The following is a 12,058-nucleotide window of genomic DNA, read 5'->3' on the forward strand; positions in this document are numbered from 1 at the left end:
CGCCGCATGCCAACACCCTCCGACAGCCCCGGCGCACGCCGCCAGACGGCCGGTGAAAACGCCCGTCCACGGGCGCTCCCAGGCACGGGCCTGCCCAGGCATCTGCTGGGCAGGCTGGCCATCGCGGCCACCCATCCCGCCGTCACCGTGGGCGAGACCCTGCTGCTGCCCCTGCTGGCCGTCGCACTGGGCCTGGCCTGGGCGCCACAGGACCCGCTGCAGATCCAGGCCACATTCCCATGGCCCTGGCTGGCGCCCGTGGTGCTGGCCCTGCGCTACGGCCCCATGGCGGGCCTGGGCGGCGCCAGCGTGCTGCTGGCCTGCTGGCTGGGGCTCAACGCGGGGCACTGGGGCAACTTCCCCCAGCTGTACTTCCTGGGGGGCTTGATCCTGGTGATGCTGGTGGGCGAGTTCTCCAGCCTCTGGCAGGCGCGCACGCGCCGCGCCGAGACCCTGCAGCTGTACCTGGACCAGCGCCTGGAGCACCTGGTGCGCCAGCATTACCTGCTGCGCCTGTCGCACGACCGCCTGGAGCAGGAACTCATCGCCCGCCCCATGTCCATGCGCGACGCGCTCGCGGCGCTGCGCCACGCCGGGAGCGAGGACGGCGGCGACGCCCTCGCCCCGCAGGCGCTGCTGCGGCTGCTGTCGCAGTACTGTCAGCTGGAGTGCGCGGCCATGCACGCGGTGTCCGACGGGCACGCCGCCGCCCGGCCCAGCGCCAGCATAGGCGCCTACGACGGACTGCACGCCGACGACCCGCTGGTGCGCCAGGCCCTGCAAACGGGCCAGCTGTGCCACGTGAGCCAGGCCGTGACGGCGCAGCAGGACACGCGCTACCTGGTCGCTGCGCCGCTGCTCGATCTGGCGGGCGACATGTACGGCCTGCTGGTGGTACAGGACATGCCCTTCTTCGCCCTGCAGGAGGAAAGCCTGCAGACCATACAGCTGCTGCTGGGCTACTACACCGACGGCCTGTCCATGAGCCAGCTGGCCCAGCCCATCGTGCAGCAGTTCCCGGACTGCCCGCCGCTCTTCGCCTTCGAGCTCCAGCGCCTGGCCCACATCCACAGAAGCACCCAGGTGCCCAGCATCGTCGTGGCCCTGGAGCTCCAGCAACGCGCGCTGGAGCAGGACCTGCCCCCGCAGATCGAGCGCCTCAAGCGCGAGCTCGACGAGGTCTGGCGGATCGAGGCGCCCGGACGCCAGGTGCTGGCCGTGCTCATGCCGCTGGGCAACGCCACCACGGCCGAGGGCTACATCCACCGCCTGGAGGGCTGGATGCAGCACAAGAGCCAGCAATCGCTGGCCCAGGCCGGCATCTTCCCGCACGTGGTGCAGCCCGACAGCGCGCAGCCCGTGCGCACCGTGCAGCGCCTGCACGCCATCGCCCATGCTTAACCTCAAGCTAGGCCTGTCGGCACTGGGGCTGGAGGTCAGCGCCTGGAGCGGCGCATGGCTGCTGGCCGAGCGCTCGGACGCGGCCCTGGCCAGCTATCTGCTGTTGCACGCCGCGGCCAGCGTGCTGCTGTCGCTGTCGCTGCTGCCGCTGCTGCCGCCGCGCCTGTCCAAGCCGCGCTGGGCCACCCTGCTGCTCATGACGGCCTGCAGCTACGCCGTGCCCGTGGCGGGGTTCCTGGGCGTGATAGCGGCCTTCGTCATCCTGCGCCTGTACCGCCGCAGGTCGCTCCCGGAAGACTTCGATGCGGTGCAGCTGCCCGAATTCGACCAGCACCAGCGCCGGCAGAGCCAGTTCCGCCACGCCGGCCTGCACTCGTTCCTGACCAACGCCCAGGTGCCGGTACAGGCGCGCATGCGCGCCATGGCCGCGCTGCAATACGCCTCGGGGCGCACGGCCTCGCCGCTCCTGCGCAGCGTGCTCGGCGACGCGAGCGAAGACCTGCGCCTACTGGCCTACGGCATGCTCGACAACCTGGAGAAACGCATCAACCGCGCCATCGACAGCGAGCTCGACGCCCTGCAGGCCGCGCTCCCGGACAGCAGCCAGCAGCTGCAAAGCGCGCACCGCCTGTCCGACCTGTACTGGGAGCTGGTGTACCAGGCGCTGGTGCAGGGCGACCTACACGCGCACGCCATCCAGGAATCCCTGCGCTACTGCCAGTTGGTGCTGCAGCGGCAGGAAGGCAACGCCGCCATGCACCTGCGCCGCGGGCGCCTGCTGCATGCGCTGGGCCGCACCCAGGAAGCGGAACACGCCTACGACAAAGCCCGCGCCCTGGGCCTGCCCGCGACCCGGGTGCTGCCCTACCTGGCGCAGCTGGCCTTCGAGCGGCGCGACCACGCGCAGGCGCAGGCGCTGATGCGCGAGCTCAGGCAATGGGGAGCGCTGCCGCGCCTGCGCCCCGTAATCGACTACTGGAGCCAGCGGCCATGAACCACCCCAAGGCACAGTCGGCCGACATCGCCCTGATGCTGGAGGGCACGTTCCCCTACGTGAGCGGCGGAGTGTCGAGCTGGATCAACCAGATCATCCGCGCCTACCCCGAGTACCGCTTCGCCATCGTCTTCCTGGGCAGCCGGCGCGAGGACTACGGCGGCTTCAAGTACCCGCTGCCCGACAACGTGGTGCATTTCGAGGAGCATTTCCTGCACGAGCAGGCCCACTGGCACCCGCAGCCGGCCGCGCGCAGGGGCGACGCGCAGGGCCAGGCGCTGGTGCAGCGCCTGCTGGACGCCTTCGACCAGGGCCCGGCGGCTCCCCGAGCCATGGAGGCATTCCGCGAAGTGGCGCAGCAGATGATGCCCGGCGGATCCGTGCAGCTCGGGGATTTCCTCTACAGCAAGCGCGCCTGGGACATCATCTGCGGCATCTACCGCGCACATTGCGCCGACCCCTCGTTCGTCGATTTCTTCTGGACCGTGCGCCTCATGCTGCAGCCGCTGTGGCTGCTGGCGCGCGTGGCGCGGCAGCTGATCCCCGTGCGCGCGGTGCACTGCGCCTCCACCGGCTACGCGGGCTTCCTGGGCGCGCTGCTGGCGCAGACGCGCGGGGTGCCGCTCATCCTGTCGGAGCACGGCATCTACACCAAGGAACGCAAGATCGACCTGTTCAAGAGCGAGTGGATACGCGACAACCGCAACATCTTCCAGCGCGACCCGACCGAGCTGTCGTACTTCCGCCAGATGTGGATCCACTTCTTCGAGTGGCTGGGGCGCTACTGCTACGCGCATGCCGATCCCATCCTGGCCCTGTACGAGGCCAACCGGCTGCGCCAGGTGCAGGACGGCGCCGCGCCCGAGCGCACCGCCAACATCCCCAACGGCATAAAGCTCGAACGCTTCGCCCCGCTGCGCGCGCAGCGGCCGCTTGAGCCGCCGCCGGTGCTGTGCCTGATAGGGCGCGTGGTGCCCATCAAGGACATCAAGACCTTCATCCGCGCCATGCGCCGCGTGGTCAACCAGCGCCCCGACGCCCAGGGCTGGATCGCCGGCCCCGCCGAGGAAGACCCGGCCTATGCCGAGGAATGCAGTAACCAGGTGCGCAGCCTGGGCCTGCAGGAGCATGTGCGCTTCCTCGGCATGCAGCGCGTGGAGGACCTGATGCCGCGCATCGGCCTGGTGGTGCTGTCCTCCATCAGCGAAGCCCTGCCCCTGGTGCTGCTCGAAGGCTACGCGGCCGGCGTGCCTGCCGTTTCCACCGACGTGGGCTCGTGCCGCCAGCTCCTCGAAGGGCTCGACGAGGAAGACCGCGCGCTCGGGCCTTCTGGCGCGGTGGTGCCGATCGCCGAGCCGCAGCAGTTGGCCGATGCCGCCCTGCAGCTGCTGGGTGACACCGCCGCCTGGCAGGCCGCCAGCCGCGCGGCCATCGCCCGCGTGGAGCGCTACTACACCGACACCCTGATGTTCGACCGCTACCGCCAGGTCTACGAACACGCCCTGGCACGCACCCCGGGAGCAGCCTGATGGCCGGCATTGGATTCGAACTGCGCCACATGCTGCGCAAGAACACCCTGCTGAGCCTGGTGCAGGCCTACGCCTACGCGGGCGTGATCGGCTCGGGGCCCTGGGTGCTGTCCATCGTCGGCATCCTGCTCGTCGGCATCTTCAGCGCCAGCGTGGTCGTGCCGGCCACCCTGGTGACGCAGTTCCAGACCTCGGTCACCTACCTGGTGGCCAGCAGTCTGATCTACACCAGCCTGGTGCAGCTCGCGTTCACCCGCTTCATCTCCGACCGCCTGTTCGAGAAGCACAAGCACCTGGTCATGCCCAACCTGCACGGCCTGATGGTGATCGTGCTGCTGGGGGCTGGGGTTCTGGCCACGCTGGCGCTGTTCATCGTGCTGCCGGGCCTGGGCCTGGCCTACCGGCTGCTCATGCTGGCGGGCTTCATGCTGATGAGCGGCGTATGGGTGCTCACGGTGCTGCTGTCGGGCATGAAGCGCTACAAGGCCATCGTCGGCCTGTTCGGCCTGGCCTACGGGCTGATCGTGGCCAGCGCCCTGCTGCTGCGCCCCTGGGGCCTGGAGGGGCTGCTGGGCGCCTTCGTGCTCGGCCACTTCGTGCTGCTGGCGGGCATGTGGCTGCTGGTGGTCAAGGAGTTCCATCCCGCGCGGCAGCTGATCTCCTTTGACTTCCTGCAGCCCGACAAGCTCTACCCGTCGCTGGTGGCGGTGGGCCTCCTCTACAACCTGGGCATCTGGGCGGACAAGTTCATGTTCTGGTTCTTCCCGCCCACCTCGCAGCCCATCATCGGCCACCTGCGCGCCTCGCTGATCTACGACCTGCCGGTGTTCCTGTCCTACCTGTCCATCATCCCCGGCATGGCGGTGTTCCTGGTGCGCATAGAGACCGACTTCGTCGAGTACTACGACAAGTTCTACGACGCGGTGCGCGGCGGCGGCTCGCTCGAATACATAGAGGCCATGCGCGATGAGATGGTCTACGCCATCCAGCAGGGCCTGGGCGAGATCGCCAAGATCCAGACCCTGGCCGTGCTCGTGACCTTCGTAGCCGGCCCCTGGCTGCTCGACACCCTGGGCATCTCGCGCCTGTACCTGCCGCTGCTGCACGTGCAGGTGGTCGGCGCCGGCCTGCAGGTGGGCCTGATGGCCGTGCTCAACGTGTTCTTCTACCTGGACCAGCGGCGCACCGTGCTGCTGCTGTGCGCCATGTTCGTGCTGCTCAACGTGGCGCTCACGGGCCTGACCCTGGCGTTCGGCGCCGCCCTGTATGGCTACGGCTTCGCCCTGGCCACCCTGCTGACCCTGGCCGCAGGCCTGCTGCTGCTGTCGCGGCGCCTGCATCGGCTGGAGTACCAGACTTTCATGCTGCAATAGAGCGATTCGGGAACCGGCGCTGTGGGCACAATCGCCGCTGCCAGTCCCGCAAGCACTCCCCAAAACGCCATTGCATCTCCGTTCGCGCCCCTCCCATCCCCTTGCCGCATCCCTGCTGACCCTGGCCGCGGCCTTGACCGGCTGCGGCGGCGGATCGGGCCAGGGAAGCGACTCCGGCTCTTCGCCCGCCGCATCCAGCGCCGAGGTGGCCTTCACCGCCCCTGCCGAAGCCGACAACGTGCATACCGTCAACACTCCCGTGCAACTGCAGCTGAGCGTCAAGATCGCCGGCGCGGCGGCACCCGACGGCACGGCCATCACCCTGAGCGGCCCGGCCAGCGCCAGCTTCGCGCCCGTGCAGCCGCAGACCCGCGGCGGGGTGGCCACCTCCAGCCTGACCGCCGCGCAAGCCGGCGAGATGCAGTTGCAGGCCCTCGCGGCGGCAACGCAGGACAAGGCCGGCGCCGCCACGCGCACGCTGTACATCCGCCCGCAGCCCCAGCCGCTGGAACTGCTGGTCCCGGCGTACTTCAGCGCGGGCCCCGGTTCGGATTGGGAAAAGCTGGCCAGCGGCGCGCAGAGTTTTCCGGCGGTGCCCATCACGGCCATCCTGAACCCGAGCAACGGCATCTTCACGAAGGAAGACCCCCTGTTCACGGCGGCCATCACCGCCTTCCGGCAAAACGGCGGAAAGGTGCTGGGCTACGTCTACACCCGCTATGGCACAGGAGCGCGCTCGGTCGCCGACATCCAGCGCAACGTCGACAACTACCGCAAGATCTACGGCACGCAGGTCGATGGTTTCTTTCTCGACGAGATGGACGCGACCAGCAAGCAGTTGGGCTTCTACCGCGAGATCTACCAGTACATCAAGGGCCTGGACTCCCGGTTGCGCGTGGTGGGCAACCCTGGCACCTACCCGGTCGCCGATTCCGCCAGCGTGGTCGATGCCCTTGTGAGCTTCGAGGGCCAGGCCGTCGATTACCGCAGCGTCACCCCCCAGCCCGCAAACAAGTGGGTCTACAACCTGGCCAACGGCGCGCAGGCGGCGCTGGTGCATGACGCGGCGAATTGCGGCGCCATGCAGGAGGTGCTGCGGTCCGCCAACACGCCTCAGCGCAACACCGGCCTGGTCTACGCCACGGACCGGCACTATGACTACCCCACGAACACGGGCAACCCCTGGGCCACGCTTCCGGCCTATTGGGAGCAGATGCTGGGCACGGCGGACGCCATCAACAAGGGCCGCGCCCTGCCCGGCTGCTGAGCTTTCCTACGCGCCGGCCAGTTCGTCGGCGCGCGCCTGGGCCGCGGCGAAGTCCAGGTCGCCCGAGTAGATCGCGCGCCCGCAGATGACGCCTTCCACGCCTTCGTTTTCGACTTCGCAGAGCTTCTCGATGTCCGCGATGCCGGCCAGGCCGCCCGAGGCGATCACGGGGATGGTGAGGGCCTGGGCCAGCTTAACCGTAGCCTCGATATTGATGCCCGAGAGCATGCCGTCGCGGCCGATGTCGGTGTAGATGATGGATTCCACGCCCCAGTCCTGGAACTTGCGCGCCAGATCGACCACCTCGTGGCCGGTGAGCTTGCTCCAGCCGTCGGTGGCCACCTTGCCGTCCTTGGCGTCCAGGCCCACGATGATGTGGCCGCCAAACGCGCTGCACGCATCCTTGAGGAAGCCGGGGTTCTTCACCGCGGCCGTGCCGATGATGACGTACCGCAGCCCGGCGTCGATGTAGCGCTCGATGGTGTCCAAGTCGCGGATGCCGCCGCCTAGCTGCACCGGAATGTCGGCGCCCACCTCGGCCAGGATGGCCTTGATGGCCGCCTTGTTCTTGGGCTGGCCGGCAAACGCGCCGTTCAGGTCCACCAGGTGCAGGCGGCGCGCGCCCGCATCCGCCCACTTGCGGGCCATGGCGGCGGGGTCTTCGCCAAAGGTGGTCGATTGGTCCATGTCACCTTGCTTGAGGCGTACGCAGTGGCCGTCCTTGAGGTCGATGGCGGGGATGAGCAGCATGATGGTGAGCGGGGAATGGGGCGAGCCGCACAAGGCCCGGCCCTGCCGGGTTGAAGAATCAGGGCTTCCAGTGCAAGAAGTTGCGGTACAGCGCCAGGCCGTGCTCGGCGCTTTTCTCCGGGTGGAACTGGGTAGCAAAAATATTATCGCGTGCGATGGCCGCAGCAAAGGGGCCGCCGTAGTCAGCCTCGCCGGCGCAGTGCAGCGGGTTGGCCGGGCGCGCGTAGAAGCTGTGCACGAAGTAGAAGTAGCTGTCGTCGGGCACGCCCGCCCATACCGGGTGCGCCACGCCGCCGTGGCGCGCCTGGCGCACGCGGTTCCAGCCCATCTGGGGGACCTTGTAGCGGCTACCGTCGGGCTGGGTGCGCCCGGCCAGGTCGAACTTGAGCACCTCGCCCGGGATCAGGCCCAGCCCGGGGGTGTCGCCCTCGGCGCTGTGGTCCAGCAGCATCTGCATGCCCACACATACGCCAAACAGCGGCTTGGATGCGGCAGCCTCCAGCACGGATTCGAGCAGGCCCGACTCCCGCAACTCGCGCATGCAGTCCGGCATGGCGCCCTGGCCGGGCAACACCACACGGTCGGCCGCGCGTACCTCATCGGGGTGCGCGGTGACCATTACCCGGAAACCGCTGCCCTGCGCCGCGACCTGCACGGCCTGCGAGACGGAGCGCAGGTTGCCCATGCCGTAGTCTACGACCGCGACGGTTTTTGCTTCACTATTCATAGCTGCTTGCGCTTGATGGATAAGCGTTACAGGCCAATTTGGCTTGAATTTTACAGGGAACCCTTGGTGGACGGGATCACGCCTGCGGCGCGCGGGTCGCGCTCCAGCGCGGCGCGCAGCGCGCGCGCGAAGGCCTTGAACACCGTCTCGCACTGGTGGTGGGCGTTGATGCCCTTCAGGTTGTCGATGTGCAGCGTCACGCCCGCATGGTTCACGAAGCCCTGGAAGAATTCGTAGGTGAGCTGGGTGTCGAAACCGCCAATGCTCCCGGCGGTGAACGGAATGTGCAGGTGCAGCCCCGGGCGGCCCGAGAAGTCCACCACCACGCGTGACAGGGCCTCATCGAGCGGCACGTAGGCATGGCCGTAGCGGCGGATGCCCTTCTTGTCGCCCACGGCCCGCGCGAAAGCCTGGCCCAGCGTGATGCCCACATCTTCCACCGTGTGGTGGCCGTCGATATGCAGGTCGCCGTCGCAGTCGATCTGCAGGTCGATCAGCCCATGGCGCGCGATCTGGTCGAGCATGTGGTCGAAAAAGCCGATGCCGGTGTGCAGACTCGCCGCGCCGGTGCCGTCGAGATTCACGCGCACGGTGATGCGCGTCTCGGCCGTCGTGCGGCTGACCTCGGCCGTGCGGTCGGGGCAGAGTTCTGCGGAAGAAGGAACGAGTGCGGAGGAAGTCATAGGGATGCCTGGAGCGCTGTGAGCATCTGGGCGTTGTCGGCACTGCTGCCCACCGTCAGACGCAGGCAGCCTGCCAGCAATGGATGCATTGTAGAAACGTTCTTGACGAGCACCTTGCGGGCCTTCACGCCCTCATAGGCGCGGGCAGCATCGGGCACACGCACCAGCACCATGTTGGCCTGGCTGTCCCACACGCGCTCAATGCCGGGCATGGCGCGCAGCGCGGCCAGCAGCTCGGTGCGCGCGGCACGCAACTCGTCGGCCTGGGCGGCGAACACGTCGGCATGTTCCAGCGCGAACAGGGCGGCCTCGGTGTTCAGCACACTCACGTTGTAGGGCGGGCGCACCTTGTCGACCTCGGCCACCAGCGCGGCGGGGCCGATCATGTAGCCCAGGCGCACGCCGGCCAGGCCGAACTTGGAGAGCGTGCGCATCAGCAGCACATGGCCGTTGCGCTCGGGCTGCGCGCGCATGCGCTCGATCCAGCTGCGGCTGGCAAAGGGCTGGTAGGCCTCGTCCATGACCACGATGCCGCCCTGCGCACCGGCGGCGTCGATGATGCGCTGCACCACGGCCTCGTCCCACAGCGTGGCCGTGGGGTTGTTGGGATAGGCCAGGAAGGTGATGGCCGGCCGGTGCTGGGCGATCGCGGCCAGCATCGCGGCCTCGTCCAGCTCGAAGTCCGCCGTCAACGGCACGCCCACGAAGCCCAAGCCCTGCAGCTGCGCGCTCATCGCATACATCACGAAGCCCGGCACGGGCGCCAGCACGGTCGCCTGCGCGCGCGCGCAGGCCAGCGCCACGAGGGAAATGAGCTCGTCGGAACCATTGCCCAGCAGCACGGCCGAGCCTGCCGGCGCCCCGGCGTAGGCTGCCAGCGCAGCCTTCAGGTCGTTCTGGCGCGTACCGGGGTAGCGGTTGAGCGCGAGTTGCCCCAGGCGCTGCCCCAGCGCGGCCTGCAGCGCGGGCGGCAGGCCGAAGGGGTTCTCCATCGCGTCCATCTTCAGGTAGCCGGTCGCATCGGCCACGACGTAAGCCTGCATGGCGCGCACGTCGTCGCGGATGCGCGCCAGCGCTGGCAGTTCGGCAGAAGGGGTTGTCATGCGTTCATCACTCCATTCGATCCAGCGACATCGGCCATGTCAGGGGACAGCCAACGCGCAATGCAGCGGATGCAGCACCTCTACGCCGCCATACTGCGCGCCCTGCGGCAGGCTCAGCGACAGCAGGCTCGCGCAGCCGCTGTGCTGCGCGGCGGCCAGCGCCAGGCAGTCGCCCCAGGCCAGTTGGTGCCGCGCCTCCAGCGCCCAGGCGGTCTCCAGCGTGGCAGCATCGATCTGCCAGGGCGTCCAACTGTGGTAGCGGCGGATGGCCGCGCGTGCATCGCCGTGCGGCATGGGCGCGCTGGCGGCGCGCGTCACGGTGTCGTAGAACTCGGCCAGCACCTGGCTGCTGACACGCCCCAGGCGCTCGCGCCACAGCAAGTCCAGACAGGCCAGCACCGGGGCTTGCAGGGCGGCATCGGCGCCGTCCTCGGCGGCGACCAGCACGGCCGTGTCCACAAACACGGGTTGCGCCAGGCTGCGCTGCAGTGGCTGCGGCGCCTCACCTACGTGGGCAGGACTGCGCTCGAAGCCGTTGATACGCCGCGCTACGGCGCCCGCGCGCCAGGTGCGCTCGTCCGTGCGCCAGGCGAGGTAGGCACGCTCGTAGGCGTCCTCGCGGCGCTGCATCTCGCCTAGAAAGTCCCCCACCATGCGCGACACGCTGGTGCCGCGCCGCGCCGCCTCGATCCGGGCCCATTCGAGCACCGGATCGTCCACGGTGATGGTGACGTTCTTCATGCGTTCATCGTACACGAATTTCGTGTCACACGAAATTCGTGTTTGATGAGCTTACTGTGTTTTTCGCTTCTAAGACTTGTTCATTCAGCGTCAAGCGCTCTCATTTTTGAAAAGACAAAGCCACCTCGCAAGGTGGCTTGGTAGGCGTACAGGCTGTCGGAGTGGTCAGGACTTGAGCCGCATCTCCGCCGCCCGTGCATGCCCCTGCAGCCCCTCGCCATGCGCCAGCACGCTGGCGATGCGGCCCAGGCTCTGCGCGCCCTGCTCGCTCACCTCGATGATGCTGCTGCGCTTTTGAAAGTCGTACACGCCCAGCGGCGACGAGAAGCGTGCCGTGCCGCTGGTGGGCAGCACATGGTTGGGCCCGGCGCAATAGTCGCCCAGCGATTCGCTGGTGTAGGCGCCCAGAAAGATCGCGCCCGCGTGGCGCAGCAGCGGCTCCCAGCGGTGCGGCTCGCGGCTGCTCACCTCCAGGTGCTCGGGAGCGATACGGTTGCTGATCTCACACGCCTCTTCCATGCTGCGCGTGTGGATCAGCGCGCCGCGCCCGGTGAGGCTCTTGGCGATGATCTCGGCGCGCGGCATCTGGGGCAGCAGACGGTCGATGGCGGACTGGACCTGGTCAATGTAGGCCGCATCAGGGCACAGCAGGATGGACTGCGCCAGCTCGTCGTGCTCGGCCTGCGAGAAGAGATCCATCGCCACCCATTCCGCCGGCGTGCTGCCGTCGGCCAGCACCAGAATCTCGCTGGGGCCGGCAATCATGTCGATGCCCACGGTGCCGAACACATGCTTCTTGGCGCTGGCCACGTAGGCGTTGCCGGGGCCGGTGATCTTGTCCACCTTGGGAATGGTCTGCGTGCCATAGGCCAGCGCCGCCACGGCCTGCGCGCCGCCGATGGTGAAGGCGCGCGTGACGCCCGCCACATGCGCCGCGGCCAGCACCAGCGGGTTTTTGGTGCCCTGGGGCGTGGGCACGACCATGATGATGTCCTGCACGCCCGCCACGTGCGCGGGAATGGCGTTCATGAGCACGCTGCTCGGGTAGGCGGCCTTGCCGCCCGGCACGTAGATGCCCACGCGGTCCAGCGGCGTGACTTTCTGGCCCAGCAGGGTGCCGTCGTCGTCGCGGTAGCTCCAGCTTTCGCCATTGGCCTTTTTCTGCGCCTCGTGGTAGCGGCGCACGCGGGCAGCGGCGGCCGTCAGCGCGTCGCGCTGCGCCGCGGGCAGGCCGTCGAAGGCGGCTTGCAGTTCGCTGGCCTTGAGCTCCAGCGACGGCAAGCCTTGCGCATGCAGGCCGTCGAAGCGCTGCGTGTACTCCAGCACTGCGGCGTCGCCGCGCTCGCGCACGTCGGCCAGGATGCCCGCCACGCGCTGCTCGATGGCCGCATCCGTGTCCGCCGACCAGTGCAGGCGTGCGGAAAACTCCACCTCGAAAGTGTCGTCAGCGGTGGACAGGCGGACGGGAGCAGCTACGAATTGCATAGTGG

Annotated in this window: 11 protein-coding genes and 1 pseudogene; 5 read left to right on the forward strand and 7 right to left on the reverse strand. The window is 68.6% G+C overall.

Annotated features, from left to right (window positions below; genetic code table 11):
* The first annotated feature begins 6 nt into the window (after positions 1–6).
* From MRB47_RS16625 to MRB47_RS16645, 5 genes are all read left to right on the forward strand, one after another.
* The gene (locus MRB47_RS16625; protein WP_011804219.1) at positions 7–1,401 is read left to right on the forward strand and encodes a PelD GGDEF domain-containing protein; all 1,395 of its coding nucleotides are present in this window, start codon (positions 7–9) and stop codon (positions 1,399–1,401) included.
* Positions 1,394–2,395 carry a membrane protein gene (locus MRB47_RS16630; protein WP_011804218.1) on the forward strand — a complete coding sequence of 334 codons (1,002 nt, stop codon included), beginning with the start codon at positions 1,394–1,396 and terminating at the stop codon, positions 2,393–2,395. The genes MRB47_RS16625 and MRB47_RS16630 overlap by 8 nt, the downstream gene beginning before the upstream one ends.
* Positions 2,392–3,924: a GT4 family glycosyltransferase PelF gene (gene pelF, locus MRB47_RS16635; protein WP_252101239.1), complete on the forward strand. Its 1,533-nt coding sequence runs from the start codon at positions 2,392–2,394 to the stop codon at positions 3,922–3,924. Before MRB47_RS16630 ends, pelF begins: the two co-directional genes overlap by 4 nt.
* The gene (pelG, locus tag MRB47_RS16640) at positions 3,924–5,297 is read left to right on the forward strand and encodes an exopolysaccharide Pel transporter PelG (protein WP_013517775.1); all 1,374 of its coding nucleotides are present in this window, start codon (positions 3,924–3,926) and stop codon (positions 5,295–5,297) included. Before pelF ends, pelG begins: the two co-directional genes overlap by 1 nt.
* Positions 5,298–5,367: 70 nt before the next feature.
* Positions 5,368–6,564: a spherulation-specific family 4 protein gene (locus MRB47_RS16645; RefSeq protein ID WP_252101240.1), complete on the forward strand. Its 1,197-nt coding sequence runs from the start codon at positions 5,368–5,370 to the stop codon at positions 6,562–6,564.
* A gap of 6 nt (positions 6,565–6,570) precedes the next feature.
* On the opposite strand, the gene hisA is transcribed toward MRB47_RS16645, so the two are convergent.
* From hisA to hisD, 7 genes and pseudogenes are all read right to left on the reverse strand, one after another.
* Positions 6,571–7,314, reverse strand: a complete 744-nt coding sequence (hisA, locus tag MRB47_RS16650; RefSeq protein ID WP_220638560.1) for a 1-(5-phosphoribosyl)-5-[(5-phosphoribosylamino)methylideneamino]imidazole-4-carboxamide isomerase — start codon at positions 7,312–7,314, stop codon at positions 6,571–6,573.
* Between the two features lie 58 nt (positions 7,315–7,372).
* The gene (gene hisH / locus MRB47_RS16655; RefSeq protein WP_011804213.1) at positions 7,373–8,041 is read right to left on the reverse strand and encodes an imidazole glycerol phosphate synthase subunit HisH; all 669 of its coding nucleotides are present in this window, start codon (positions 8,039–8,041) and stop codon (positions 7,373–7,375) included.
* A gap of 50 nt (positions 8,042–8,091) precedes the next feature.
* Positions 8,092–8,724 (reverse strand): imidazoleglycerol-phosphate dehydratase HisB, encoded by a 633-nt coding sequence (gene hisB, locus MRB47_RS16660; protein WP_011804212.1) that lies wholly within the window; start codon positions 8,722–8,724, stop codon positions 8,092–8,094.
* The gene (gene hisC / locus MRB47_RS16665) at positions 8,721–9,827 is read right to left on the reverse strand and encodes a histidinol-phosphate transaminase (protein WP_252101241.1); all 1,107 of its coding nucleotides are present in this window, start codon (positions 9,825–9,827) and stop codon (positions 8,721–8,723) included. Before hisC ends, hisB begins: the two co-directional genes overlap by 4 nt.
* Before the next feature lie 39 nt (positions 9,828–9,866).
* Positions 9,867–10,292 (reverse strand): PIN domain-containing protein, encoded by a 426-nt coding sequence (locus tag MRB47_RS16670; RefSeq protein ID WP_228403841.1) that lies wholly within the window; start codon positions 10,290–10,292, stop codon positions 9,867–9,869.
* Between the two features lie 90 nt (positions 10,293–10,382).
* Positions 10,383–10,568 (reverse strand): annotated as a pseudogene (locus MRB47_RS20020) (hypothetical protein); the annotation flags it as partial.
* A 165-nt stretch (positions 10,569–10,733) separates the two neighbouring features.
* Positions 10,734–12,053, reverse strand: a complete 1,320-nt coding sequence (gene hisD, locus MRB47_RS16675) for a histidinol dehydrogenase (protein ID WP_012655717.1) — start codon at positions 12,051–12,053, stop codon at positions 10,734–10,736.
* Positions 12,054–12,058: the final 5 nt, after the last annotated feature.

Origin of the sequence: Diaphorobacter sp. LI3 (assembly GCF_022807955.1) — a bacterium.
In the GTDB taxonomy this organism is placed as follows: Bacteria; Pseudomonadota; Gammaproteobacteria; order Burkholderiales; family Burkholderiaceae_C; genus Diaphorobacter; species Diaphorobacter nitroreducens.

Coding starts and splice junctions, on each gene's coding strand:
- MRB47_RS16630 (WP_011804218.1), top strand. CDS start 1,394: ATGCTTAACCTCAAGCTAGGCCTGTCGGCACTGGGGCTGGAGGTCAGC.
- hisB (WP_011804212.1), bottom strand. CDS start 8,724: ATGACTTCCTCCGCACTCGTTCCTTCTTCCGCAGAACTCTGCCCCGAC.
- hisA (WP_220638560.1), bottom strand. CDS start 7,314: ATGCTGCTCATCCCCGCCATCGACCTCAAGGACGGCCACTGCGTACGC.
- MRB47_RS16625 (WP_011804219.1), top strand. CDS start 7: ATGCCAACACCCTCCGACAGCCCCGGCGCACGCCGCCAGACGGCCGGT.
- hisC (WP_252101241.1), bottom strand. CDS start 9,827: ATGACAACCCCTTCTGCCGAACTGCCAGCGCTGGCGCGCATCCGCGAC.
- pelF (WP_252101239.1), top strand. CDS start 2,392: ATGAACCACCCCAAGGCACAGTCGGCCGACATCGCCCTGATGCTGGAG.
- pelG (WP_013517775.1), top strand. CDS start 3,924: ATGGCCGGCATTGGATTCGAACTGCGCCACATGCTGCGCAAGAACACC.
- hisH (WP_011804213.1), bottom strand. CDS start 8,041: ATGAATAGTGAAGCAAAAACCGTCGCGGTCGTAGACTACGGCATGGGC.
- hisD (WP_012655717.1), bottom strand. CDS start 12,053: ATGCAATTCGTAGCTGCTCCCGTCCGCCTGTCCACCGCTGACGACACT.